Origin of the sequence: Lachnospira rogosae (ex Hitch et al. 2025), from assembly GCF_040096455.1 — a bacterium.
GTDB classification, from domain to species: Bacteria; Bacillota; Clostridia; order Lachnospirales; family Lachnospiraceae; genus Lachnospira; species Lachnospira rogosae.
In genome coordinates, this window is record NZ_JBBMER010000001.1 from 464,046 (window position 1) to 490,412 (window position 26,367).

The 26,367-nt window shown below is 35.5% G+C and carries 23 protein-coding genes; 3 read left to right on the plus strand and 20 right to left on the minus strand.

Annotation, left to right across the window (positions count from 1 at the left end):
* Nucleotides 1-26: 26 nt before the first annotated feature.
* The gene (locus WMO14_RS02145; RefSeq protein ID WP_349153191.1) at nt 27-728 is read right to left on the minus strand and encodes an ABC transporter ATP-binding protein; all 702 of its coding nucleotides are present in this window, start codon (nt 726-728) and stop codon (nt 27-29) included.
* A gap of 119 nt (nt 729-847) precedes the next feature.
* Between WMO14_RS02145 and WMO14_RS02150 the strand changes: the two genes are divergently transcribed.
* Nucleotides 848-2,167 (plus strand): D-alanyl-D-alanine carboxypeptidase family protein, encoded by a 1,320-nt coding sequence (locus tag WMO14_RS02150; RefSeq protein ID WP_349153192.1) that lies wholly within the window; start codon nt 848-850, stop codon nt 2,165-2,167.
* Between the two features lie 124 nt (nt 2,168-2,291).
* Nucleotides 2,292-3,161: a polysaccharide deacetylase family protein gene (locus tag WMO14_RS02155; RefSeq protein WP_055174874.1), complete on the plus strand. Its 870-nt coding sequence runs from the start codon at nt 2,292-2,294 to the stop codon at nt 3,159-3,161.
* A 144-nt stretch (nt 3,162-3,305) separates the two neighbouring features.
* On the opposite strand, the gene WMO14_RS02160 is transcribed toward WMO14_RS02155, so the two are convergent.
* From WMO14_RS02160 to WMO14_RS02180, 5 genes are all read right to left on the minus strand, one after another.
* Nucleotides 3,306-4,616, minus strand: coding sequence for an ABC transporter permease (locus tag WMO14_RS02160; RefSeq protein WP_022503162.1), 1,311 nt, complete (start codon nt 4,614-4,616; stop codon nt 3,306-3,308).
* A complete protein-coding gene (locus WMO14_RS02165; RefSeq protein ID WP_349153193.1) occupies nt 4,616-5,662 on the minus strand; it encodes an ABC transporter ATP-binding protein in 1,047 nt (348 codons plus the stop codon). Before WMO14_RS02165 ends, WMO14_RS02160 begins: the two co-directional genes overlap by 1 nt.
* Before the next feature lie 240 nt (nt 5,663-5,902).
* Complete coding sequence (locus WMO14_RS02170) at nt 5,903-6,700, minus strand: gluconate 5-dehydrogenase (protein WP_055174880.1); 798 nt, start codon at nt 6,698-6,700, stop codon at nt 5,903-5,905.
* Nucleotides 6,701-6,925: 225 nt separating this feature from the next.
* Nucleotides 6,926-7,768, minus strand: coding sequence for a 5-dehydro-4-deoxy-D-glucuronate isomerase (gene kduI, locus WMO14_RS02175; protein WP_022205276.1), 843 nt, complete (start codon nt 7,766-7,768; stop codon nt 6,926-6,928).
* An 89-nt stretch (nt 7,769-7,857) separates the two neighbouring features.
* Nucleotides 7,858-9,174, minus strand: a complete 1,317-nt coding sequence (locus tag WMO14_RS02180) for a pyrimidine-nucleoside phosphorylase (protein ID WP_055306637.1) — start codon at nt 9,172-9,174, stop codon at nt 7,858-7,860.
* A gap of 209 nt (nt 9,175-9,383) precedes the next feature.
* Here WMO14_RS02180 and WMO14_RS02185 point away from each other — a divergent pair, with 209 nt between their 5' ends.
* Complete coding sequence (locus WMO14_RS02185) at nt 9,384-10,415, plus strand: 3-deoxy-7-phosphoheptulonate synthase (protein ID WP_055174886.1); 1,032 nt, start codon at nt 9,384-9,386, stop codon at nt 10,413-10,415.
* Here WMO14_RS02185 and WMO14_RS02190 read toward each other — a convergent pair.
* From WMO14_RS02190 to WMO14_RS02255, 14 genes are all read right to left on the minus strand, one after another.
* A complete protein-coding gene (locus WMO14_RS02190; protein ID WP_022503157.1) occupies nt 10,386-10,958 on the minus strand; it encodes a stage II sporulation protein M in 573 nt (190 codons plus the stop codon). The two genes, WMO14_RS02185 and WMO14_RS02190, sit on opposite strands and share 30 nt — an antisense overlap.
* Nucleotides 10,959-11,085: 127 nt before the next feature.
* Nucleotides 11,086-11,619 carry an NUDIX hydrolase gene (locus tag WMO14_RS02195; RefSeq protein WP_349153194.1) on the minus strand — a complete coding sequence of 178 codons (534 nt, stop codon included), beginning with the start codon at nt 11,617-11,619 and terminating at the stop codon, nt 11,086-11,088.
* Nucleotides 11,620-11,637: 18 nt separating this feature from the next.
* Entirely contained in the window at nt 11,638-12,435 is a 798-nt protein-coding gene (gene proC, locus WMO14_RS02200; protein WP_022503155.1) for a pyrroline-5-carboxylate reductase, read from the minus strand.
* A 67-nt stretch (nt 12,436-12,502) separates the two neighbouring features.
* The gene (locus WMO14_RS02205; RefSeq protein WP_055174895.1) at nt 12,503-13,786 is read right to left on the minus strand and encodes an aspartate aminotransferase type Ic; all 1,284 of its coding nucleotides are present in this window, start codon (nt 13,784-13,786) and stop codon (nt 12,503-12,505) included.
* Between the two features lie 436 nt (nt 13,787-14,222).
* Nucleotides 14,223-15,734, minus strand: a complete 1,512-nt coding sequence (gene rny / locus WMO14_RS02210) for a ribonuclease Y (RefSeq protein ID WP_438940714.1) — start codon at nt 15,732-15,734, stop codon at nt 14,223-14,225.
* 170 nt (nt 15,735-15,904) lie between these two features.
* A complete protein-coding gene (locus tag WMO14_RS02215) occupies nt 15,905-16,567 on the minus strand; it encodes a regulatory protein RecX (protein ID WP_055306638.1) in 663 nt (220 codons plus the stop codon).
* Entirely contained in the window at nt 16,560-17,624 is a 1,065-nt protein-coding gene (gene recA, locus WMO14_RS02220) for a recombinase RecA (RefSeq protein WP_055175080.1), read from the minus strand. The genes WMO14_RS02215 and recA overlap by 8 nt, the downstream gene beginning before the upstream one ends.
* 568 nt (nt 17,625-18,192) lie before the next feature.
* On the minus strand, nt 18,193-18,663 hold the full coding sequence (locus WMO14_RS02225) for a CinA family protein (protein WP_022503151.1): 471 nt from the start codon (nt 18,661-18,663) through the stop codon (nt 18,193-18,195).
* 216 nt (nt 18,664-18,879) lie between these two features.
* Nucleotides 18,880-19,428, minus strand: coding sequence for a CDP-diacylglycerol--glycerol-3-phosphate 3-phosphatidyltransferase (gene pgsA, locus WMO14_RS02230; protein ID WP_349153195.1), 549 nt, complete (start codon nt 19,426-19,428; stop codon nt 18,880-18,882).
* Nucleotides 19,429-19,498: 70 nt separating this feature from the next.
* A complete protein-coding gene (gene rimO, locus WMO14_RS02235; RefSeq protein ID WP_349153196.1) occupies nt 19,499-20,827 on the minus strand; it encodes a 30S ribosomal protein S12 methylthiotransferase RimO in 1,329 nt (442 codons plus the stop codon).
* Between the two features lie 198 nt (nt 20,828-21,025).
* Nucleotides 21,026-21,952: an AEC family transporter gene (locus WMO14_RS02240; RefSeq protein WP_055174934.1), complete on the minus strand. Its 927-nt coding sequence runs from the start codon at nt 21,950-21,952 to the stop codon at nt 21,026-21,028.
* Nucleotides 21,953-22,019: 67 nt separating this feature from the next.
* On the minus strand, nt 22,020-24,347 hold the full coding sequence (locus WMO14_RS02245) for a transglutaminase-like domain-containing protein (RefSeq protein ID WP_022503147.1): 2,328 nt from the start codon (nt 24,345-24,347) through the stop codon (nt 22,020-22,022).
* Nucleotides 24,328-25,398, minus strand: coding sequence for a DUF58 domain-containing protein (locus WMO14_RS02250; RefSeq protein ID WP_055306639.1), 1,071 nt, complete (start codon nt 25,396-25,398; stop codon nt 24,328-24,330). Before WMO14_RS02250 ends, WMO14_RS02245 begins: the two co-directional genes overlap by 20 nt.
* Nucleotides 25,398-26,348 (minus strand): AAA family ATPase, encoded by a 951-nt coding sequence (locus WMO14_RS02255; RefSeq protein ID WP_022503145.1) that lies wholly within the window; start codon nt 26,346-26,348, stop codon nt 25,398-25,400. The genes WMO14_RS02250 and WMO14_RS02255 overlap by 1 nt, the downstream gene beginning before the upstream one ends.
* Between the last annotated feature and the right edge of the window lie 19 nt (nt 26,349-26,367).

Below are 26,367 nucleotides of genomic sequence, written 5' to 3' on the forward strand. Positions count from 1 at the left end.
ATGTTAATTCCGCCTTTCCATATTAACTACCATTCTATCTGCTCTATTGGAAGCGGATTTTCATTGACAGTCACACTGTCAACTACTCCATTTTTCACTTTGATAACCTTATCGCCCATAGCTGTCAGTGCAAGATTATGTGTTATAACTACAACTGTAACACCTCTTTCACGGCATGTATCCTGCAACAGCTTTAATATCTGCTTGCCTGTATTATAATCAAGTGCTCCCGTAGGTTCATCGCATAACAGAAGCTTTGGATTTTTGGCCAACGCTCTTGCTATTGCAACTCTCTGCTGTTCACCACCTGATAACTGTGCCGGAAAGTTATAACTTCTTTCCTTAAGTCCCACTGCTTCTATAACCTCATCAACATCAAGCGGATTCTTACATATCTGTGTTGCAAGCTCAACATTTTCCCTTACAGTAAGATTTTGTACAAGATTATAGAACTGGAATACAAAGCCTATATCATATCTTCTGTATGTTGTAAGCCTCTTAGCTGTGAACTTTGACACATTCTCTTTATCTACGATAATCTTTCCTGTCGTAGCTGTATCCATACCGCCCATAAGATTAAGTATTGTACTCTTACCTGCACCACTCGCACCTGCTATAACTGCAAACTCTCCCTTATCTATCGTAAAGCTTGCACCATTAAGTGCCTTTATCTTTACATCACCCATTTTATAAATCTTCTTTACATCATCAAATTCTATGTAGCTCATACGCACCTCTGTAAATTAATATGATTATTTATGTCGTAAATATATAATAACTCATTTTAGGTATAATAGCAAAATAAAAGTGTATAATTTATTAATTATAATAACCAGGTTTCTTCTTTATGCTATCAGCAGTTGCTTATTTTTTTCAAAAGCTTATACAGCCATTAAAATTCATAATTTTAATATGTCTGATTATTTCAATCGTCTTAACTCCATTTAATAGGGTAAATGCTAAAGAAAACGACTCATCTCTGAAAGATAATGAAATACACGCCAGATTTGCAGCAGTAATAGATGCCGATACTAACAGGCTTCTATATGGTAAAAATGCTGACACCAAAGCACCTATGGCAAGCACCACCAAGATTATGACATTAATAACCGCCCTTGAGATATGTCCTGATGATTATATTGCCACCACTTCTGCATATGCGGCTTCTATGCCAGATGTACAACTTAATGCTGTAAAAGGCGAACAGTTTTCAATAAAAGACCTGTACTATTCCCTTATGCTTCGTTCCCATAATGATACCGCCGTTATAATTGCAGAAAATACCGCCTACTATTATATCTGTTCTTTAACCGATAAAGAACGCAACGAACTTACCTTTGACATTTCTTTTATAAATGACTACTCTTATAACTCACATTTTATTGAGAATATATCCAAAGAACAAAGCAAAGCACTTGTGCTGGTATTTACTAATTTAATGAATAGAAAAGCCACCAGTCTTGGCTGTAATAGCACGCATTATATAACGCCTAATGGTCTTGATGCTTCTGATGATGCAGGCATTCACTCGACAACAGCCTATGAATTAGCAGTTGTTATGTCCTACTGCATTAAAAACGAACATTTCCTTTCTATAACACAGACTCACGATTACAGTTTTACAAGTCTTTCCGGCAGAAAATATTCTGTAAGCAATGCCAATGCTTTTCTTAATATGTATGATAACATTATATCCGGCAAGACGGGCTTTACTGGCGATGCCGGCTACTGCTATGTGTGTGCCTATAAGGATAACGACAGGACATTTATTGTTGCCCTGCTTGCCTGTGGCTGGCCTGACAACAAGACTTATAAATGGTCTGACGCAAAACATCTTCTTGACTACGCCAGAGCCAGCTATACAAAGCAGGACATACTTATCTGCCCTAAAGTCTTTAATATAAAGATTAAAAATGGCTCTAAAAGTTCCATTGATATACTATTTGATAAAAAACTGTCTGCCTGCATAAGCGATAATGATAATGTAGAAGTCGTGTACAACATTCCATCAAGCATTACTGCACCGGTTAATAACGAGTGTATTATTGGAAATGTATGTGTTAACATTAATGATAAGGAAATTCAAAGATACAATATATATTGTAATGAAAACATAAAAAAAGTTTCATTTATTAGTAAAATAACACAAAAAGTCAAGAAATTATAATTTATTATTGTATTTTTTGTGTATTTGATTAACAAAATAATGACACACTAATGTTAATATAGTATAATTATAAAATATGAGATTGTATACATTATGTTAATATATACAAGAATGGAGGATTATTATGAACAGAATATACAAATGCTTTCCAGGAGGTAAATTCAAGGTATTAACATTAAGCTACGATGACGGCAAGCTTGAAGATAAAAGACTAGTTGATATATTTAACAAGAACGGCATACGTGCTACCTTCAATGTCAATTCAGGGTTAACAGATATGCCAATCAGACTGCCTGCAAGCGAATGGAATGATTTATATGACAATCATGAAATAGCCCTTCATACATGCACACACCCTACTATGAACAGATGTGGTAGCTATGAGATAGCAAGGGAAATTCTTGAAGATAAGACTAATATTGAGAAAATAATACATAAACCCGTAAGAGGAATGGCTCTTCCTAATGGAGCCGGCAACAAGCTTATTACTTCTATTGCTGCTGACCTTGGCATTAAATATATACGACCAGCCACTGACCAGTACGCTGTTGTCAAATCAGCACTCGAATATGCCAACGATTGTGAAGGTCCTATTCTTCTTGGTGATGAAAATGGCTTTTCTATGCCAACAGATTATATGAACTGGATACCAACCTGCCACCACAATCATAATCTTGTTGAGTTTGGCAAGCGTTTTATGAAGCTTACTAAAAAGCAGTACCTATATATGATGTATGTATGGGGACACAGCTTTGAATTTGAACGTAATAACAATTGGGAAGTTATGGAAGAATTCTGTGAAATGATTGGTCACCGTGATGATATATGGTATGCTACTAATATCGAAATCGTAGATTACAACGAAGCCTTTGACAGGCTTCAGATATTCGCTGATAATGAATATATCTATAACCCAAGTGCCTGTTCTGTCTGGGTTGCTGTTAATAATGTCCGTGTCGTTGAGATACCAGGTGGAGAAACTATAAAGTTATAGTTATATTTACAATATGTTAAGCCATTATATCAATACCTGTATGCAGCCCTGATTATCTCACATATTGTTTTATGTATAATAATACCTCCAGATATGACATGAATATCTGGAGGTATTAATTATTTCTTGTATAAAATAATCAGATTATTTATTCTTCTGCTTGCGAAGGCTCTTTATTGCTGTAGTTATCTTAATTGGATTGCCATATCTAAGCGTTCCCATTCTGTATATTGATGAACCTATCATACCAACACCTATAATGCTTGCTACAAGTATTATAAATGAAACAACAACTTCCCAAACAGCTACATTTCCCATTGCAACACGGGCAAACATCGCACTGTATGAACTGATTGGCAGATATGACAATACCTTCATAGCAATACCATCTATATTCATAAGCTGAAAAAGAGTAATAAAGTATACAATCATAATAACCATCTGTATGCTTCCGGCACTCTTATTAATATCCTCTGTCTTAGAAACAAGTGCACCAAATGCTCCATATATAAATGTATAGAAAAGCACACCGCCAAGTCCGAATAACGCATAGGTAACAAGTACATTTGCAGGAATATCAAGTAACATATCTAACATTCCGCCCCACGCACTCTGATTAAACTTATATGCACCGACAATCGCAAGCATAAGTATTCCAGCCTGACATAACGAAGCTATTGTACCAGCAAGCACCTTTCCAAAAAATAAAATCTTAGTATCAGCACTTGTTACAAGCACCTCTATAGTCCTGTTGGACTTCTCCTGAGTAACTGATGTCGCAACCATAACACCATAGAATATTATTATCATAAATATAATGATAATGAGTGCATAACAATAAAAATAATTATTTCCCATATCCTTGCCAAGAACAACTGTCTGACTGTTAATCTCTGGATTAAATGCCGTTATTATCTGCTCATAATCAAGATTATGGATACTGCAGTACACCATCTGGTTAAGTGCTGTAAGTACCTGATTAAACTGCATATCAATGCTGTCAGTCATACTCTTATTGTATACAATATACTCATAATCTGTAAGACTGTGAACCACAAAGCCTGCCTTGACTTCTTCATCTGACACTTTATCCTTTAATTCACTTTCTGATGACACTTTTTCAACCTTCATATCATCAAAAGCTGCCTGAATTATCTGAATATCTGAAAATGTTCCAGACTCATCATATATAAGAATTACATCTTTATTATTGTCTGCTTTATTATCTTTATCAGAATCACTCTTACCATCAACATTATCTTTATCGCTGTCAGAATCACCAGAATTCTGTTCTGTACTATTAGTAATTCCTGTGATGGCACTTATATCTATAAATCTTGGCACAAACATAATAGCAGCAGCTATAACAGCTATAACAACCGTACTGATTACATACGACTTATTCTTAATATAAGTCATAAGCTCATATTGAAGAACTACACCTAACTTTTTCATCAGCGTACACCTCCCTCAACAGACTTTTTATGTTCACTGCTTTCGCCTTGCGGTAACTCATCAACAATATCTCTATTATAACTATTATCGTCATTACTATTATTCTTATAATCTACCACTTTGTCGTCTTCCATATCATCACCTACAAGAGATACAAATATATCATTAAGAGATGGCTTATAAGTTTCAAAATGCTCAATTTCTATACCACACGCAATCATTCTTTTAAGAATATCCGCCCTTGACACGCCATTTATATTCCTTACAATAATCTCCTCTCTTGTTCTTCCAGTCTCTGTTATTATGTCAGACACATTGTCTTTTATAATCTGTGACAACTCATCAAGCCCCATATTAACATCTGATATAACCAGCTGATTCTCGCCATACTGTCTCTTAATGTCTTTAAGATTGCCTGCAAGTGCTATATTTCCCTTATCTATTATCGCTATGTCACGACAGAACTCCTCTACATAACTCATCTGGTGGCTTGAAAATATAACTATTCTTCCTTCGTTTATGACTTCTGTCACAACATCCTGAAGTATCTTTGAATTCACCGGATCAAGCCCACTAAATGGCTCATCGAGTATAACTATCTCTGGTTCACACGCAAGTGTTGAAGCAAGCTGTACTTTCTGCTGATTACCCTTGGATAATGTCTCTAACTTTCTGTTGGCATACTCATCTATCTCAAGACGCTTTAGCCACTTCTTTGCATTATTGACTGCCTCTTTCTTGGAAAGTCCTCTAAGTCTTGTAAGATATACTATCTGTTCAAGCACTGTCTTCTTAGGATATAACCCTCTCTCTTCTGGCAGATACCCTATAAGATGCTTCTTAGGGTTAAACGGCTCATCGTCAAGATATACCTCACCCTCATCTGCTTTAAAGACATCCATAATAATTCTTATCGTAGTTGTCTTACCTGCTCCATTTCTTCCAAGAAGTCCAAGTGCACTGCCACTTTCAACTTCAAAAGAAATGCCGTGTAGAACCTGATTACCTTCAAAAGACTTTGTCAAGTCTCTTACTTCAAGTTTCATTAAAATGTTCTCCTCTCATATTTGTAAAACTTTTATAGTAATTGTATCATATGAAAGAACATTTTGACAGTCAAATTTTTGTTGAATTTTAAGAATTTCAGGAATTTCAAGAAATATTCTTTCTGTATATTCCTGTTGAAGTTTAAAACCAAAAAGAGCCTGAAACAAGCAAACTTGTTTCAGACTCTTCTGTCATTATCTATACACGCACATCGTGCTTGTAATATGTAATATTATTTATTACTGTGGCTGCTTTCCGATGTAAGCAAGGATACCACCATCAACATAAAGAATATGTCCGTTAACGGCATCTGAAGCTTCTGAAGCAAGGAATACAGCTGGACCAGCTAATTCTTCTGGCTTTAACCATCTGTTAGCAGGTGTCTTAGCACAGATGAACTGATCGAATGGATGTCTAGAACCATCAGCCTGTCTTTCTCTTAATGGAGCTGTCTGAGGTGTCTCGATGTAACCAGGTCCAATACCATTACACTGGATATTGTACTGACCATACTCAGAACAAATATTTCTTGTAAGCATCTTAAGACCACCCTTAGCAGCAGCATAAGCTGATACTGTTTCACGGCCTAACTCTGACATCATAGAGCAGATGTTAATAATCTTACCGTGACCTCTTTCGATCATTGATGGAATAACTGCCTTAGATACGATAAATGGTGCATTAAGGTCAACGTCGATAACCTGTCTGAATTCAGCAGCTGTCATATCGCACATTGGAATTCTCTTAATGATACCAGCATTGTTAACAAGGATATCGATAGGAGCTACATCCTTAGCAATCTGAGCAACCATAGCGTTAACCTGCTCTTCATTAGTTACGTCACATACATAACCGTGAGCATCGATACCAGCTTCCTTGTAAGCTGCTAATCCCTTATCTACTAATTCCTGCTTAATATCGTTAAATACGATTGTAGCACCTGCCTTAGCCATTCCGCTAGCGATAGCAAAACCGATACCATAAGAAGCACCTGTAACTAAAGCAACTTTTCCTTCAAGTGAAAAATTTACTGACATTTTAAAATCTCCTTTTCTCTTAATATTATATCAATGAACTCCAGAGCATATGGAATATCACAATATACTCCATACCTCTATGAGAATCATCCATCATAATGGATTATGCCATTAATAATATTAAACAGCATAATGTGTATGTAACCTATAATAATACAGCTACTCTTTATATATCAATCAATAACAATAAAATAATCTTGTTAAGCAATCATAAAGACATTCTGATTATCTAAGATCCTTCATATCTACATCATCCATATCATCGAAGTCCTGGTTCTCACCAACCATACCCCAGATGAATGTATAAGCGTGAGTAGCTGAAGCTGAGTGAATTGACCAACTTGGTGATATAACAGCTTCTTCATTTCTCATAACAATGTGTCTTGTCTCTGTTGGCTCACCCATATAGTGGAATACAACAGCATCTTCCGGAACTTCAAAGTAAAGATATACTTCCATTCTTCTGTCATGTGTATGACATGGCATTGTGTTCCATACGCTTCCTGGTTCAAGGCAAGTCATACCCATCTCTAACTGGCAGCTTTCAACCTGTCCTGGAAGGATATACTTATTGATTGTTCTATGGTTAGCACTCTCAAGACATCCAAGTTCCTTTTTATTCTCAGGTAAAATGTCCTTAGCTGGATCAATAAATACTGTTGGGTATGTCTTATGTGCTGGTGCACTGTTAAGATAGAACTTAGCCGGGTTCTTAGGGTCTTCACTCTTGAACGAGATATCCTTAGCACCCATACCTATGTACATACCGTCTTTATATTTGAAGTTATATTCCTTGCCATCTACTGTAACTGTTCCGTTACCACCAATGTTAATGATACCCATCTCTCTTCTTTCAAGGAAATACTTAGCTCTAAGTTCAGCACCTGCTTCAAGAACAAGTTCCTTATTAACTGGTGTAGCAGCTCCTACTATAATTCTGTCAATCTGACTGTAGATTGTCTTAATCTCATCAGCTACAAATAAATTCTGAATTAAAAAGTCATGTCTTAATCTGTCTGTGTCATAGTTCTTGACATCAGCAGGATTTGCTCCTGGTCTTACTTCCATTTTTATGTCTCCTTTTCTTGTTCAAATATGATTATGGATAACTTACAATAATATCATCCAGCTCATTTTATATAATATAATACCATTATTTATATATTTTTACAACTAATAATTCGTTTAATAAGCGGACTTGTCTTTACAATATCCTCTGATATTTCAAATGCTTTGATAATTAAGCCCTCTGCCTCTAATATTTTATCTTTATTGGCGGCATAGATTGTGGCAAGGCAGTCACCACATTTTACATAATCTCCGCGCTTGGCTGACAGCTTTACGCCGACAGAATAATCTATAACATCTTCTTTTGTCATTCTTCCGCCACCTAATATCATCGAGGCTTCTCCTATAAGTTCTGACTCAATTCTTTGAACATAGCCTTCTTTATCTGCTTTAACCTCTATTTTATAATTACATTCTGTAAATTCATCTAAATCGTCAAATACAGTTATATCCCCACCCTGACGTTTAATGAATTCCAAGAATTTATTATATGCACTTCCATCATCTATGGAATTCTGTAACATACCTCGTGCCTTGTCTGCATTTTCTTCTACTTTAGAAGCAATAAGCATCTGTGTGCCTAATTCAAGGCAGAGATTAATAAGGTCTTCTGGACCTTCTTTCTTTAAAGTCTTTACCGCTTCCGCAACCTCCAGTGCATTACCTACAGCAAGGCCCAGCGGTTCATCCATATCTGATATTACTGCTATTGTGTTTCTACCAGCAAGACTTCCTATCTTAACCATCTCTTCTGCAAGTTTCTCGGCATCCTGCATATTTTTCATAAATGCACCGCTTCCGACTTTAACATCAAGCACAATCGCCCCTGCACCTGCGGCAATCTTTTTGCTCATTATACTGCTTGCTATAAGCGGTATGCTGTCAACAATGGCAGTAACGTCCCTTAAAGCATATATCTTCTTATCTGCCGGAGCAAGATTGCCTGTCTGTCCTGTAAGTGCAAGTCCTATCTCTTTAATATTATCAATAAATTCTTCTTCACTTAACTTAGTCCTGAAGCCTTTAATACTCTCTAGCTTATCAATTGTTCCGCCAGTATTGCCAAGTCCACGTCCGCTCATCTTGGCAACCTTGCCTCCACAGGCAGCTACCATTGGTGCAAGTATAAGTGTTGTCTTATCACCAACACCGCCTGTGCTGTGTTTGTCTACATTAATGCCGCCTATCTCTGACAAATCCATCATATCACCGCTATGTGCCATCGCAAGCGTAAGATTGGTTGTTTCCTCATAATTCATTCCATTAAAATATATCGCCATAAGAAGTGCCGACATCTGATAATCCGGAATTGTGCCATTGGTATATTCATTAATAACATAATCAATTTCTTCTTTTGACAATGATTCATTATATTTTTTCTTGGATATTATATCAAACATTCTCATAGCTATCACTCCTCAAACAATTGATTTTTAATTGTAACACTCTGCTTTATTTTACATTTTTGTGAATTTCTGTTTCGTAACATTGTATTTGATTATATACTAACATTTTTCTGTAATTTATGCTATTATTATTAGCAGAATTCTTAAAATAAGAAAGCAGGCAGCAGTTATTGCCTGCGGTTATTAATATAATACAAGGAGATATAATAATGAGTTTTGAATTTATACGAAAGCTTCCTACACCAACGGATATCAAGCGTGATTTTCCAGTTCCTGAAAGGGTTGCTGAATTAAAGAAAGAACGAGATAAAGAAATTGCCGATGTAATTACTGGCAGGTCAGATAAATTTCTTGCTATAATCGGACCTTGTTCTGCCGATAACGAGGACGCTGTATTAGACTATACATTAAGACTTAAAAAAGTTCAGGAAAAGATTGCTGACAAAGTACTAATCATTCCAAGAGTATATACTAACAAGCCAAGAACCACAGGCACTGGCTATAAAGGTATGCTCCACCAGCCTGACCCAGAGAAAAAGCCTGACCTTCTTGCTGGACTTGTTGCTATCAGAAAAATGCACATAAGAGTTATGGAAGAAACAGAACTTATGCCAGCCGATGAAATGTTATACCCTGAGAATTACTGGTTCCTTGCTGATGTACTCTCATATGTTGCCGTTGGTGCAAGATCTGTTGAAGACCAGCAGCACAGACTTACTGTAAGTGGTATGGACGTTCCTGCTGGTATGAAGAACCCTACAAGCGGTGATTTCTCAGTTATGCTTAACTCTGTAATCGCTGCTCAGGCAAAGCAGTCTTTCATATACAGAAACTGGGAAGTTGAAACACCTGGTAATCCTCTGGCTCACACTATATTAAGAGGTGCTGTCAACAAACACGGACAGAACATTCCTAACTACCATTATGAAGATTTAATAAGACTTGCCAATATGTATAAGACTAAGGATTTACTCAATCCAGCTTGTATCGTTGATGCTAACCACAGCAACTCTGGCAAAATGTATGCTGAACAGATAAGAATTACTAAAGAAGTAATTCACAGCCGCAATCATTCAAATGATGTTAAACAGCTTGTTAAAGGTGTTATGATTGAAAGTTATATTGAACCTGGCTGCCAGAAAGTCGGCGAAGGTGTATATGGCAAATCAATAACAGACCCTTGCCTTGGCTGGGAAGAATCTGAAAAGTTATTATACACAATAGCTGATATGCTCAAGTAACATTTTCAGACACCCCGGATTTACGTAGGCTTCGCACAACGTGCCTGCCAACAATAATATAAAACTGACTAATAATGCCATTGCTATTTTCCTTATATTAATATTCACATATGACCCTCTGCTGGTTTCCCATATGGATATTAGTATGAATATAGTAATGGCATATATTATATAATGTGGAAATGTCATCACTATGTATACAAACATTCCTTTTATCCCCATATTCATTACACTTACGCTCACAACCATTCCAACGCTCATTCCAATAATTCCGAAAATTATATATACTGCCGGAACTGCAACAGGTGTAATAAGCAGTAATATGAGAAGTGCAAATTCTTTTATTCTCGTTTTGAAAATATATTGCCACAACGCCACATTATTTACCTTCATATCAATAATAGATAATCTGAAATCATTATTCAGTACTCCAACCTTATCCGTTATATTTATTATTGCATAATTAGCTATCAGTGTCCCAGCAATAACTCCCACCATAACTGCCAACATATATCTGTATCGTTTTAAAAAAATCCCAGCCATATAAACGCCTCCTTATTTATCAGGTCAGGCTATTTATATGCCGGGATTTCTTTTAATATGTTTTGATTATTGAATTTAATTATTGAATTTAATCATTTGATTGTTTTAATTACTTTATTTACTTCATTTATAATGTCTGCTCATATGCAAGTATAGCAGATATTGTCTTGGAATCTTCTATTATTCCGCTCATAATCATATCTTTTAATTCCTGCAATGTATAATACTCAACATTAATATATTCTTCTTCGTCAAGCTGCTGTACTGACTTTGTAAGCTTATCAGCCATATATATATCAACCTTTTCATTGCAGAAAGCAACTGCCGTAATTATAGATATAAGCTTTCTTACATTATCAGGGTCAGCTTTATACCCTGTTTCTTCTTCCAACTCTCTTATTGCCGCAGTCTTGACAGGTTCACCCTTATTAATTCCTCCTGCTGGTATTTCAAGTGTTTCTTTATCTGGTGAATTACGGAACTGCCTTACCATAATAATTCTGCCATCATCACGAACAGCAACAACAGCCGCAGCTCCTTTATGCTCAATATGATCCCAATACACTGTCTTGCCGTCTGGTGTAACAATCGTATCTTTATAAATTTCAAGCATTGAACCTTTATACATCAACTCTCTGCTAACTCTTTTTATATGTTCCATATTGAATCCTCATTTTTATTATTTAATATTATGACACTTATCATAACATGCATCTGTGGCTTTTATGACAGCATTACGGAAATTGTGTTCTTCAAGTGCTGCTACACCAGCTATTGTTGTACCACCCGGTGAGCATACTTTATCCTTTAACACTCCCGGATGCTCGTTAGTTTCAAGAACCATCTTAGCTGAGCCAAGAACTGTCTGTGCAACTAATTTATAAGCATCATCTCTCTTAATTCCATATTTGACAGCACTATCAGCAAGTGCCTCAATAAACATATATACATATGCTGGCGAACTTCCACTTGCACATACAATAACATCCATAAGCTTCTCATCAACATAGACAACCTTTCCAAATGAATTAAAAAATCTGTCTACAACATCTCTCTGTTCAAATGAAAATTCATCTTTATTGTATGATACGCCAGTCATCCCTTCTCCGACAAGAGCGGGTGTATTAGGCATTGCTCTTACAACCTTAGTATTAATTCCAAGATTATCCTTAATAGAGTCTATTGTAATTCCAGGTGCTATAGATATAACAACGCTGTCTTCTCTTATGACATTAACTATATTCTTCATTACAGCACTATATACCTGTGGCTTAACTGCTAATACTATATACTGTGCATTGTTAGCACACTCTGCATTGCTCTCAGCATATTTGACACCTGTTTCATCACTTATTCTTTTACATTTATCAAGGTCTGGACAGGTAAATATAATATCTGATGGTTCAAATACATTAAGGACACCTTTAAGCATAGCATATCCCATATTACCCATTCCAATAAAGCCTATCTTTGCCATACTGCCTGCTCCTTTCAGGATTTAGTTTTAATTTTTATCAACATTTTATTAATGTTCTTCTATTAAATTACTTCTGCTCAAGAAGCTTTTCTACACTTACTAATTTTGTACATAATACAAATAATTCTGCTGCTTCAGACATTTCCTCTGGTGTAGGGAAAGATGGTGCAATTCTTATATTGCTGTCCTTAGGATCTTTTCCATAAGGGAATGTAGCACCTGCGTTTGTAAGGATAACACCTGCTTCTTTACACTTTGCAACTATTGCCTTAGCACAGCCTTCCATAGCATCAAATGATATGAAGTATCCTCCTCTTGGCTCTGACCAAGTACCAATTCCAAGACCTGTAAGTTCATCTTCAAGCACCTTTAAAGTAGCTTCAAACTTTGGACGCATAAATTCAGCGTGCTTCTTCATATGTTCCTTAAGACCTGCAACATTCTTGAAATATCTTACGTGTCTTAACTGGTTAATCTTATCGTGACCAATTGTCTGAATTGTCATCTGCTTCTTAATATCAGCTACATTATCCTTTGATGTTGCAAGTGCTGCCACACCTGAACCTGGGAATGTAACCTTAGATGTAGAGGCAAATTCAAATACCATGTCTGGATTTCCAGCTTTCTCACATTCAGAAATAATATCAAGGATTTCATCCTGCTTGTCATCATAAAGATGATGAATAACATATGCATTATCCCAGAATATTCTAAAGTCCTTAGCTGCTGGCTTTAATGCTGCCATTCTCTTTACTGTCTCATCTGAGTATGTGTAGCCTTGAGGATTTGAATACTTAGGTACACACCAGATACCCTTAATAGACTCATCTTCGCTTACAAGCTTCTCTATCATATCCATATCAGGTCCATCAACAGACATTGGAATATTAATCATTTCAATTCCAAATCTTTCTGTTATAGCAAAATGTCTGTCATAGCCTGGAACTGGACAGAGCCACTTTACTTTATCAAGCTTGCACCAAGGTGTATTTCCAAGAATACCGTGTGTATACGCTCTTGATACCTGATCATACATAATATTAAGACTTGCATTACCATATATAATAACGTGTTCAGGTGTTGTTCCCATCATATCTGCCATAAGCTTCTTAGCTTCAGGAATTCCATCAAGAACACCATAATTTCTACAATCTGTTCCGTCCTCTGACTTTAAGTCAGATGAACTATTGATTACATCAAGCATATCCATTGTTACATTAAGCTGAGTTGCTGATGGCTTACCTCTTGACATATTAAGGTTAAGTCCCTTAGCCTTTGCTTCCTTGTATCTTTCATCAAGTTCAGCCTTTAACTGTAATAACTGTTCTTTGCTCATTTCGTTGTACTGCATATTAATCCTCCATTTCGTAATTAAAAGGTCTTAAATACTATACTATGAAGATGATTTTTTAGCAATAGTTTTCACATTATATTTATGAATTTTGATTAAAAATATTAATTAATTAGACATTTTTAAGAATTTTATTAATAAAATTAAGTGTTAGCTTAATATTATTAAGTCAGCCTTTGAATTTTATACTAAGAATTACATTTCAATAAGCATTGTAATAATTATTGTATATAACTGCCATATGTTTAATTTTGGCATATTAACACTTAAAATCAAAAGGTAATTTAGTCTATTCACCAATTTGACATCAATAAAAGGCTACACAATAGTATAAGACGAAATATTATAGTAAATACTAATACAAAACATAAAAAAAGAAGCTGCCAAGAATTTTGAATTCTTGGTAGCTTCTCTGGTTCTTTAAATATGTTCGTAATTACTTAGCGTAATCAACAGCTCTTGATTCTCTTACAATACTAACTTTAATCTGTCCTGGATATTCCATCTGATTTTCAATCTGTTTAGAAATATCCCTTGCAAGTAATACCATATCTGAATCACTAATCACTTCAGGAACAACCATTACTCGAACCTCTCTACCTGCCTGAATAGCAAAAGACTTCTCAACTCCCTTATATGAGTTGGTAATATCTTCTAATTGTTTTAATCTGTTTGTGTAAGTTTCTAACGTCTCTCTTCTAGCACCAGGTCTTGCGGCTGAGATTGTATCAGCAGCTTGTACAAGACAGGCTATTAAACTTTCTGGTTCAACGTCACCATGATGAGCTTCTACCGCATTAATAACAAGTGCTGATTCCTTGTATCTTCTACAGAGGTCAACACCCAACTGAATATGTGAGCCTTCCATTTCATGGTCGACAGCTTTACCTATATCATGTAATAAACCAGCTCTCTTTGCCATCTTTACATCAAGACCTAATTCGCTGGCTAACAATCCTGTAATCTGAGCTACTTCAATTGAATGTTTTAATACATTCTGACCATAACTGGTTCTGTATCTTAACTTACCAAGTAAGCGAACCAATTCAGGATGAATTCCATGGACACCAACCTCAAGGGTTGCAGCTTCACCTTCTTCTTTAATTAATGTTTCAACTTCTTTCTGGGCTTTTTCAACCATCTCCTCAATTCTTGCTGGATGAATCCTTCCATCAAGAATAAGCTTCTCAAGAGCGATTCTTGCAATCTCCCTTCTAATTGGATCAAAGCCTGATAAAACTACAGCCTCAGGTGTATCATCAATTATAAGTTCTACACCAGTAAGTGTTTCAAGAGTTCTTATATTACGACCCTCTCTACCAATAATGCGGCCTTTCATTTCATCATTAGGAAGCTGTACAACTGATATAGTTGTCTCGGCAACGTGGTCAGCGGCACATCTTTGAATTGCATTAACCACTAATTCCTTTGCCTTTTTATCTGCTTCCTCTTTTGCCCTGCTTTCTAATGTCTTAACCATTACAGCAGTATCATGTTTAACTTCATCTTCAACAGTTTTTAATAGATATTCTTTTGCCTGTTCGGAGGTTAATCCAGAGATTCTTTCAAGTTCCTGCTGTCTTTTCTTTTCAAGTTCGTCAACCTTCTGTCTTTGTTTACCAAGTTCTTCTTCTTTTCTGGTAATACCTAAGTCACGCTTCTCTACTGCTTCAATCTTTCTGTCAAGAGTTTCTTCTTTAGAAAGGACTCTCTTCTCGTACTTCTGAATTTCTGCACGTCTTTCCTTAGTCTCTTTCTCAAGCTCATTCTTAGTCTTTAAAGATTCTTCTTTAACTTCTAAGAGTGCCTCTTTCTTCTTAGTCTCAGCCGCTTTCAACGCTTCATCTATTATTTCTCTGGCTCTTTCGTTCGCATTGCCAATCTTTTCATCATTGCTTTTATTGATGGCTTTACTAGATACAACCCAGGTAATAGGTGCGACTATCACAAGTGTAACAAAAAATGTGACAACTGCCGGAATAAATGACACAGGAGCACCTCCTTATTAAGTTTTCATTGTACAAAAAATACAACATACTAATATTATACTCTAAACGGCATTATGTCAAGGTTACATCAACCTAACTTGTCATTATCTTGCATATATTATCCGGCCTATTAATACTCATTAGTATCACATACCATATCAAGTGCTTTATTGATATCATCAAGCCTAAAGCCCTTTCTGTAAAGTGAAGCTTTTAATTTCTGTAATTGATTATAATCTTTAATATCAATTGAATTAATCTTTTTATTGATATGTCCGATTATTACATTAATCTCCTTTGCATAATCATCTTCCTCACAATAAAATTCATCACAGGCTTCTTTAATAATATCAGCAGAAACACCAAGCTTTAACAAAGATGTCTCAATCACACGCCTTGATTTAGAAGATGACCTCGATATTATATAATTATCAGCAAATCTTCTGTCATCAATATAACCATATGAATATATATATGCTACAGTCTCATCAATACAGCACTTAGGATAACCATTAGCCTGTAGCTTCTCCCTTAGCCTGCCTTCTGTATAATCGTGGCTCTTAAGCAGAGCCATCGCCCTTATCTTAGCTCTTTTAGTAAGTATAGTTATTATCTCATTGTAAATATCGGACATAATAACACTGTCCACTTTAATCTGATACTTTCTTATCTCTGAGTTATATAAAACGAACGCAGGTTCGTAATTAACAAATACTCTCCTGCGTTGTTTATTAACATCGACAATCGAAGTGACTAAATATTGTATATCTGAAGAAACTTCATCATTATACATTTACTTCTTCCGCCTCTTTCTCGCCAGTCTTTTTCTTAGACTTAGCTTTAGTATCTTCTGCTTCTGCCGTATCAGCTTCTTCACCTATTCCATAATGGGCACGAACTTTCTTATCTATCTCATCCTTTAATTCCGGATTGTTAAGAAGAAACTGCTTAGCATTCTCTCTACCCTGTCCAATCTTCTCTCCATTATATGAAAACCAAGCTCCACTCTTCTGTACAATTCCCACATTAGAAGCTAAATCAATTAAATCGCCCTCTGTTGATATTCCTTTACCAAACATTATGTCAAATTCCGCTTCCCTGAATGGAGGTGCAACCTTGTTCTTAACTATCTTAACCCTTGTACGGTTACCAATAACTTCTCCACCAGACTTTAATGTCTCTATCTTACGGACATCTAGTCTTACAGACGCATAGAACTTAAGTGCACGTCCACCTGTGGTTGTCTCTGGGTTACCGAACATAACTCCAACTTTCTCTCTTAACTGGTTGATAAATATAACAACACAATTATTCTTACTTACAACAGGAGTAAGCTTTCTTAAAGCCTGTGACATAAGTCTTGCCTGTAAACCTACATGTGAATCACCCATATCACCATCAATCTCAGCCTTAGGTACAAGTGCAGCTACTGAATCGACAATAACGATATCAATAGCACCAGATCTTACCATTGTCTCACATATCTCAAGTGCCTGCTCACCACTGTCGGGCTGTGATATATATAAATTATCAATATCTACACCTATATTCTTAGCATATACAGGGTCAAGTGCGTGCTCTGCATCTATAAATCCAGCTATACCGCCACGCTTCTGAACTTCTGCAACCATATGAAGTGCTACTGTTGTCTTACCTGATGATTCAGGACCATATATCTCAACAACTCTTCCCTTAGGCACTCCACCTAAACCAAGTGCTATATCAAGGCTTAATGAACCTGTCGGAATACATTCAACATTCATATTAGTAGCTGAATCACCAAGCTTCATTACAGAACCCTTACCAAACTGTTTCTCAATATTAGAAATCGCAGCATCAAGTGCTTTCATCTTATCTTCATTATTAACCAATTATAAATACCTCCATATCAATGAACATTCGTTCGTCTTTAATGATAATATTATATACTGTGTCATTTGTCAATAGATTTTCGAACATTCATTCTGTAAAAATAGTAAATTTAATTAAACACTGTATATATTCACCTGAAATCTATACCAGCCAGTACATTACAGCGTTGCAAAACGTTAATCATAATCCAGGCCAATTATATAATGTCAACTTAACTTAAAATCTAATTACAACCTAATTCAGCTTAATCCAAATCAATTCAACCTAATTCAAATTATAATTGCAGTCTTAGACCAAGTCTTAATTATTATTACTATGTAACATATTGGATACATATATCCTATCATATATCGTCCTTTATGTAAAGATATAAATAGTATTTTATCAATATATTTTCATTGATATAATAACATTTATATCATTTCAAATTACAGATTAAATATTATTTTAAATCGCACTTCAAATCATATTAAATATAATCTTAAATCGTACTTCAAATCATATTAAATATAATATCAAATTATACTTCAATCATATCCTGCAAGCCTATACCTGCGACAATTCTTCCAGTATCATATTCAGAGCTTCCTCACAGGCTTTTTTACGTACAGTCTCCCTGTCACCTGTAAAGTTGAATTCTTTAGCATAGCTCCTGCAATTATGTGCTATTCCAATATATACAAGACCTACAGGTTTATCGTCTTCCATAGACGGACCTGCAACACCTGTCACTGATACAGCTATATCCGCATTGGCGGCTTTTAATGCTCCGTCTGCCATTTCACAGGCTGTATTACTGCTCACCGCTTTATATCGTTGCAGTGTATCATTGCTGACACCAAGTATTTTGTGCTTAGCTTCATCGCAATAAGTAATATAGCCTTCGTGAAATATTTCTGATGCACCGCTTACATTTACAATTGAAGATGCAACCATACCGCCTGTGCAGGACTCAGCAGTTGTCAGCAGGCAGTTGCACTCTTTTAATTTCTTAACAACTTCTTCCTCTAATTTCATATTTCGTTTCGACTCCTTTTATTAATCCCTTCATAATTCAACAATGGTTCGGATGCACAATACACCCGAACCATCATCTGCAAATATTAACCATAAACATTTAACACATAAAAACATCGAATAGCTATTCCATATCAATCAGCAATTAACAATCACCTCTGTTTATTAATTAATCTGTCTTTATCAATTTTTAATAAAACAGCTTATCAATATCAACTAATTATTAGAACCCTCTATAAAGATTTTATAATTCTTTACAATATAATCAATTAGTGAAACAACCGTAAGTATAAGGGCAATATATGTGACTACCATATTAACAACCCCGCTAAATGGATAATTCAGGTCTAATATAAGAAGAATTATCATTATCATCTGGAAAGTTGTCTTAAACTTGCCCCAGTAGCTTGCTGCAATAACAACACCATTATCAGCCGCGATAAGCCTGAAACCACTTATTATAAATTCTCTTGCAATAATAATTATTACAATCCAGGCAGCAACTTTATCAAAATCAACAAGTGCAATAAGTGCTGAACACACTAAAAGCTTATCAGCAAGTGGATCCATAAACTTTCCAAAGTTAGTTACAAGATTGTACTTTCTTGCAATCTTTCCATCAAGAAAATCTGTAATGCTTGCAAGTATAAATATTGCCGCAGCTGCTATATTTCCAACCATTCCCAATCCCGGTATATATAATACAACAAGAAATACAGGAATCATAATCATTCTTAAAATTGTTAATTTGTTAGGTAAATTCATAATACTCTCCATTCCTACACTTCTGCATATAATCTTACTGCATTGTGCATATTAATATCTGTGATGTTAATTATTCAACAATAGTTCCAATAAGATCATATTCGGTTGAGCCTGTAATCTTAACATCAATGAAATCACCTGACATAAGCTCTCTGTCACATTCAATAAATACAAGACCATCAACATTAGGTGCATCTTTGTATGAACGTCCAACATATGTATTATCTTCTGGTATAAAGCCTTCAATCATAACTCTCACAATTCGTCCAATCATAGCGGCTGACCTGTCTGCTGATATTTCCTGCTGTAACTGCATTAACTCATCTCTGTATTTTTCCTTAATCTCTTCATCAATCTGGTCAGGCATCTGTGCGGCTACAGTATCCTCTTCTCTTGAATATGTAAATACACCTAATCTGTCAAACTCACACTCATCTATGAACTGCATAACTTCCTCGTGATCCACATCTGTCTCACCAGGAAAGCCTGTAATAAGTGTAGTTCTTAAGGCAATATCAGGAATCTCCCTTCTAAGCTTTGCAACAATATCTGTAAGCTCCTGCTTTGAAGTTCTTCTACCCATACGCTTAAGAATATTGTCGCTTGCGTGCTGTATAGGCATATCAAGATAATGACAGACCTTTGGCTCATTTTTAATAGCTTCTATAAGCTCATCATTAATCTCTTCCGGATAACAGTAAAGAATTCTTATCCATTCAAGTCCTTCTATTAAGCCAAGATTATGTAAAAGCTTAGGAAGCGACTTCTTTCCATATAAATCAACTCCATAAAGAGTTGTTTCCTGTGCAACAAGTATAATCTCTTTAACACCGCCCTCAACGAGCTTCTTAGTCTGGTTAACAAGATACTCAATAGGAAAGCTTCTAAAGCTTCCCCTTACCTTAGGTATTACACAGTAAGTACAGTGCTTATCACAACCCTCTGCAATCTTTAAATACTCATAATAACCCGGGGTTGTCACAATTCTATCAGCTTCAACCATTGGCATTCTGTTCGCATCTTCAACAAAATTAGATATGCCCTTTTCTTCAAGTACAGAATTAATCATATCAGCAATCTTATCATAAGAAGATGTTCCAACAAATGCATCTACTTCCGGAATTTCCTTAATAATCTCATCCTGATATCTGTGTGCAAGACAGCCTGCAACTACAAGCACCTTACATCTGGCATCTTTCTTATGTTCTGCCATCTCAAGTATTGTATTAATACTTTCCTGCTTGGCATCGCCTATAAAACAGCAGGTATTAATTGCTATAATATCAGCTTCCCATTCATCATCAGTGAACTCAAATCCCTTATTCTTTAAGATGCCAAGCATATTCTCAGTATCAACAAGATTCTTATCGCAGCCAAGCGAAACAAATAGTATCTTCATAAATAACCTCTATTATACTCTCATAATCATAAAATACTTGTGTATAATAGCATACATTTAACAAAAAATAAATGGCTATCCCCAAGTTAATACAATGTTTAATTAAAATTTAACACATATTAATTATATGATGTTGTGGCAAAAGCCCCAAAATATGAGCAAACTCACATAGTTTTAATCCTTTTGCCCCTGGTATCATTATATTAATGTAGTTATAATAAGTGCCACCGCCGGCAGTGTTATTATGCTTATAAATGTAGTAAGCACCACCATAGCCGCCGCAACATCCTCATCATATCCGAATTGCACCGCAAATACAGAAGATATTGATGCACAAGGACACGCCTCAAGAATAATTACAACATCAGCAACCATTCCGCTGATATTAAATATTTTAAAAATAGCTATGCACACTACAGGTATAATGAACATTCTGACAATAATTGCAAAATATACAAGCTTATTATTAAACATATTCTTTATTGGGCTTGCCGCAATTATCATACCTGTAATAAACATAGATAACGGCGTGTTAATAGCCGCCGCATAACTTATTGGCTGACTTATAATATCTGGAAGCGGAATTCCTGCAATAAATATTAAAAGTCCAATAAACACTGATATTATAGCTGGTGTTGTGAATATCTTTTTAACAATTGCTTTTAAATCAAAGGTTCTGCTTACAATTGAATATCCAAGTGTCCATAAAAAAATATTGAATGCTGTCACAAAGGCACTTGCATATATAAGTCCCTCACTTCCAAATAGAGCCTGTATCAGAGGAAATCCCATATATGCTGCATTAGAAAACATACAGCCAAATCTTACGATAGGCACATTATCTCCCTTTAACTTAAAAGATAATAAAAATGTTATGGCAAATCCAACAACTAAAAGCAGTATGCTTAATCCCAATGCGTACAATATATTCTTAAAAATATTGTCATCAAATTCTGTCAGATAAGAATTAATTATCATACAAGGCACAACAAAATATACCAGAAGATCAGAAAATGCTTTCCTTCCCTCTATCTTTACTGCACCTGTCTTAACACATATAAATCCAGAAAATATTAATATAAATAATACAATAACCTGTTTTGCTGTTATAAGAGCTAACATCATATATTTTTCCTCCATTGTTATATATAACATATAATAATGCGAAAGAAATTATTCGTCAATATTAAAGTCAGATATAACAATGTATATATTTGAATACTATTCTTTTTTTCTTCTTTAATTCCTTATAAATTTCTTCCGCCGCTTTTCTGTATAAGACCAATACATTCTTCTTATAATATGACCTGCCTTTATCTGTATCAGCAAAACGTATATACATAATACTATCGTATACATTTTTTGCTTCTTCGTATGTAATATTGCCATAACGTGCCGAAAGCTTATAAGCAAAATCTTCCTCTGTCCCGTTATATCCGGTGAAATCTCCCGCAAAATGCAGCATTTCCATTAATCTTTCATATATATCACACGAACTTAAAGACTGAATTTTCCTGAGCCTGCTTACCCTGTATAACTTAATCCATAATGGCAGCAAGACAATTAATATAACAAGAGTCAGTATTGCTATATATTTAACAACCACTACAGCCACTTTAAAGCCTTTTTTTAATGCCACCTTAACAGCTCCGCTTCTTGTACTTACATAAGTTACATCTTCACTGCTATCACCGCTAATGCTCGCTTTATCGAGTGTCCAGCCGTGTTCACTCATAACATTGTTAAATGTATTAATATCATAACCCGGATATGAAACTGCACAGCTTCCATCACTTGCTGGCGTAACATCTACAGGAACCCATCCATAATTATCAATAAATATTTCCGTCCACGCGTGCATTTTTTTATCAGAAACCTCTGCAACATAAGTTGACTGATCAGTTTCCTTGAAGTCCTCGGCACTTAATCTGTAACCACATACATATCTTGCTGGAACTCCGTACAGCCTGTACATAATTGTAGCCACCGTTGCATAATGAACGCAGTAACCCCTCTGTGCATTAAACAGAAAATCCTCCGCAATATCTGATGATCCCAACATTACCCCCGGAGTTCTTGTATATCTTGTATTGCTTAGCAGTGTATACATAATAAATGTAGTCTTATCACTTAGTGATGTTAATGGATTAGCCTGAACATATGAAGTCAGCCTTGGAACCAAACTTTTGGATACAGCAGAATAGATTGGAGTCATAGCTGCCTTATACAACTGCTGTACATTTTTATAATCCCGAACTGTTGTATTATATTTTTCATTACTCTTCTCTCTCCATTCAGACTGCATATCTGCCTGTTCAATATATTCAATATTGTATGTTTTCTTTCCGTCATCACCTTTGCTGAAATTCTTAGAACCACTATTGTAATAAGGCTCTATTGTCTGTTTATAATTATCATTAACATATTTAACATCTAATTTTCTGTTTATTTTATTATTGTTAGAGGTCGCAACAATTCCGCTGTTCCTCATATATATATTAATATAATAATACATCTTTTTAAAATATGTTGATGCGTAAACAGGCTGTGATATCGTTTCTTTCTTAAATTCAGTTCTGTCTATATTCTTACATATAGTATCATCATCAGTTGAATCCCAGCTTCCGCCCTTATATTCGCCACCTCTGAAACCGTAAAGATATAAATCCTCTGTTGGCATTTTACTTACCGTAACTGTCATCTGGGTAATTCCAGACTGGTAATTATTGCCTGAACTTATCTCCCCATTAATCTTAACATCAGAACCCTTGCCTGATATTCTCTTTGATGTCTTATAGATAGTCTGCTCTATGCCCGAAATAGAACCATACATATATTCAGAAAATATATTGGTAATAATATCAGCTGCAAAGAAAATAATCACTGTCGCTGCAATACAATATATTATACTTTTCTTATGTATCAACTTTCCGCTTCTTGTTGTATACAGCATTTTCTTACGTCTTCCAAGCACAGCGTAAGACACGCCCACTATAACCTGATGCATAACTATTACAAATATATGAAACAAGCTTACCTCTAATCTTAATATAGGTGAAGCTGCAAGCATTACAACTGTAACCAGTGTCAATATAACACGGTTTTTAAATATAACCTCTAACAGATATATAATATAAATAAGCACGACACTGCTTACAAACACCACATATGTAACATTCTGTGTATTTGCCCGTCCGTCAACCAGTGCCTGCATTATTGATACAGACTGCTCTGATATACGCTGTATATTAAATACAGACAATATAGCTGTTACAGCCACTTCTCCCACTATCACAAATGGCAGAAACTTCCTCTTATTATAATGTGCATAACTTAAAATATACGCATATATTCCTGAGAATAATAATACTCCCACAACTGTAAAGCTGACAGCATCTAATTCATCAACAAATAATATAACCGATAACAGCCCTGTCATTATCCCTGCAAAGGCTATATAAGGATTACCATTATATGTGTCAGAATGTGCCTGCCTTACATTAATACGCATGTTCTCCATATACATTTTCTCCCAATAACTCAGTAACATCAGATGATGTATCTATCTTTATGATATTCTTATCAATATACTCTCCAAGGCTGTATTCCCTGCTAATATCCGTATCATTATTACGACAATTATAATGAAGCCTATATAATATATAATATACATTCTTTAAATCATCATAATCTGATACTGTCTGTTTACATAAAGCTCCAGAATTAAGATCATTCCACAGCACTGATACCTTCGTGTCGTCCTGAATAAAACCCATAACAAGCATAGCTGTCTTATCATAAAAGCTGCTCATACGCTCAATATTATTAATATCATCAGGCAGTGTATCAAGAAGCACAAGTATCTCCCTGTCAACTTGTCCACAGAATTCCTTAATAAGCAGATCTCCTGTTCTTGAACTTAAATTCCAGTGTATGTGCCTATAAGAATCTCCTGTCTGATATTCCCTTATCTGTCTTATATCATCGTGTGAACTGCCTTTTCTGTTGATATACAACTCTATATTATTATTGCTTTCATATTGTGAAAAAGCGCCTTCATATATACTGCTTTCAACTTCTGGAAATATCAAAATATTCATTATGCTTAAAGGCTTTATTGTACAATAAAACAAGCCTGTGTAATCATACACTTTCGCTTTAACTATCTTTACATCCGCCATTCCACAATATGGCAGGCTGACAGATAAATCCATATTATCCTTCCTGCCCTTACAGCCTCCGTACAGCTTTACGTTCTTTCGGTATTTCTTGTATTCTTTACCTTTCTTATCACAATATGACACGACTACATCTAATCTGATTTTCGTGATTGGTATTCCTGTTTTATTGCTTACATTAATTCTTAACTGGCAGCCAGAATTCTTTAACTCCTCTGCCAGATTAACATCAAAATCAAATGCAACATTTCTTTTATATATACGAGTTAATATATACATACCTGCTATTAGCAGAAGATTAACAGCTACATAAAGCATAAGTGCAAATGAATGAAATATGCCTGCTACATACCACACAACAGCAAGTATAATAATCAAAAATACACCTGTCATTATGCCTTCTTTCCTACTGCTGGCTTAGCAACTGATTTCAAAATATCATTAATCACTTCTGCCTTGTCTTTACCGTCCATTCTCGCCGCCATATTAAGAATTATTCTGTGTGTTATAACATACTCAAACTGTGCAATAACGTCCGCAGGAACAACATAATCCCTTCCGTTAAGCCAGCTCCACGCCTTACACATCTTTACAAGTGCTATAGTCGCTCTTGGACTTGCACCTCTTTCTATATAACGTGACTTTCTTGTAGCTGTAACAAGATTAACTATATATTTGTATATGCTCTCGTTCATATATACATCATATATTTCATTCTGCATACTTATAAAATCATCTATGCTCACCACTGGTGTCATATCACTTGTCCTGCTCTGCTTTCCTACAGACATAGCCATATCAAGCTCACTTTCATAATCAGGGTAACCGATTGATAAAGTAATCATAAATCTATCCATCTGTGCTTCTGGAAGGCTCTGTGTTCCTGCATTACCAAGCGGATTTTGTGTTGCAATAACAATAAAAGGTTCTGGAACTTCTCTGGTAACGCCCTCAACGCTTACCTTTCTTTCTTCCATAACCTCTAAAAGTGCTGACTGTGTCTTAGGTGATGTTCTGTTAATCTCATCAGCAAGCAGCAGATTACAGAACACGCTTCCCGGCTGATATATGAATTGACCTAAGTCATTTCTGTATACAGAATATCCTGTAAGATCAGACGGCATTACGTCCGGAGTAAACTGCACCCTCTTGCAGTCAAGTGCCATTGCCTTAGAAAATGCTGTCGCAAGTGTTGTCTTACCAACACCCGGAATATCCTCCAAAAGTATATGGCCTCCAGCCAGAAATGCCGCCATAATCTCTCTTATTTGTTTATCTTTTCCTAATATAACATTGTTAACCTGCTCTATTACATTAAGTGCCTTTAGTACATTATTATCCAAAACCTCTTCCTCCCTGATA

Excerpts from the sequence above, each read along its gene's own strand:
- rimO (WP_349153196.1), bottom strand. The coding sequence starts at position 20,827 with ATGAAGATACTATTTGTTTCGCTTGGCTGCGATAAGAATCTTGTTGAT.
- WMO14_RS02215 (WP_055306638.1), bottom strand. The coding sequence starts at position 16,567 with ATGTATAATGATGAAGTTTCTTCAGATATACAATATTTAGTCACTTCG.
- WMO14_RS02240 (WP_055174934.1), bottom strand. The coding sequence starts at position 21,952 with ATGATGTTAGCTCTTATAACAGCAAAACAGGTTATTGTATTATTTATA.
- WMO14_RS02155 (WP_055174874.1), top strand. The coding sequence starts at position 2,292 with ATGAACAGAATATACAAATGCTTTCCAGGAGGTAAATTCAAGGTATTA.
- recA (WP_055175080.1), bottom strand. The coding sequence starts at position 17,624 with ATGAAAGCACTTGATGCTGCGATTTCTAATATTGAGAAACAGTTTGGT.
- WMO14_RS02145 (WP_349153191.1), bottom strand. The coding sequence starts at position 728 with ATGAGCTACATAGAATTTGATGATGTAAAGAAGATTTATAAAATGGGT.
- WMO14_RS02190 (WP_022503157.1), bottom strand. The coding sequence starts at position 10,958 with ATGGCTGGGATTTTTTTAAAACGATACAGATATATGTTGGCAGTTATG.
- WMO14_RS02185 (WP_055174886.1), top strand. The coding sequence starts at position 9,384 with ATGAGTTTTGAATTTATACGAAAGCTTCCTACACCAACGGATATCAAG.
- WMO14_RS02250 (WP_055306639.1), bottom strand. The coding sequence starts at position 25,398 with ATGACAGGTGTATTTTTGATTATTATACTTGCTGTTGTGTGGTATGTA.
- WMO14_RS02160 (WP_022503162.1), bottom strand. The coding sequence starts at position 4,616 with ATGAAAAAGTTAGGTGTAGTTCTTCAATATGAGCTTATGACTTATATT.
- WMO14_RS02180 (WP_055306637.1), bottom strand. The coding sequence starts at position 9,174 with ATGAGAATGTTTGATATAATATCCAAGAAAAAATATAATGAATCATTG.
- WMO14_RS02225 (WP_022503151.1), bottom strand. The coding sequence starts at position 18,663 with ATGAAATTAGAGGAAGAAGTTGTTAAGAAATTAAAAGAGTGCAACTGC.
- pgsA (WP_349153195.1), bottom strand. The coding sequence starts at position 19,428 with ATGAATTTACCTAACAAATTAACAATTTTAAGAATGATTATGATTCCT.
- WMO14_RS02195 (WP_349153194.1), bottom strand. The coding sequence starts at position 11,619 with ATGGAACATATAAAAAGAGTTAGCAGAGAGTTGATGTATAAAGGTTCA.
- WMO14_RS02205 (WP_055174895.1), bottom strand. The coding sequence starts at position 13,786 with ATGCAGTACAACGAAATGAGCAAAGAACAGTTATTACAGTTAAAGGCT.
- WMO14_RS02245 (WP_022503147.1), bottom strand. The coding sequence starts at position 24,347 with ATGGAGAACATGCGTATTAATGTAAGGCAGGCACATTCTGACACATAT.
- kduI (WP_022205276.1), bottom strand. The coding sequence starts at position 7,768 with ATGGAAGTAAGACCAGGAGCAAATCCTGCTGATGTCAAGAACTATGAC.
- WMO14_RS02150 (WP_349153192.1), top strand. The coding sequence starts at position 848 with ATGCTATCAGCAGTTGCTTATTTTTTTCAAAAGCTTATACAGCCATTA.
- WMO14_RS02165 (WP_349153193.1), bottom strand. The coding sequence starts at position 5,662 with ATGAAACTTGAAGTAAGAGACTTGACAAAGTCTTTTGAAGGTAATCAG.
- WMO14_RS02170 (WP_055174880.1), bottom strand. The coding sequence starts at position 6,700 with ATGTCAGTAAATTTTTCACTTGAAGGAAAAGTTGCTTTAGTTACAGGT.
- proC (WP_022503155.1), bottom strand. The coding sequence starts at position 12,435 with ATGGCAAAGATAGGCTTTATTGGAATGGGTAATATGGGATATGCTATG.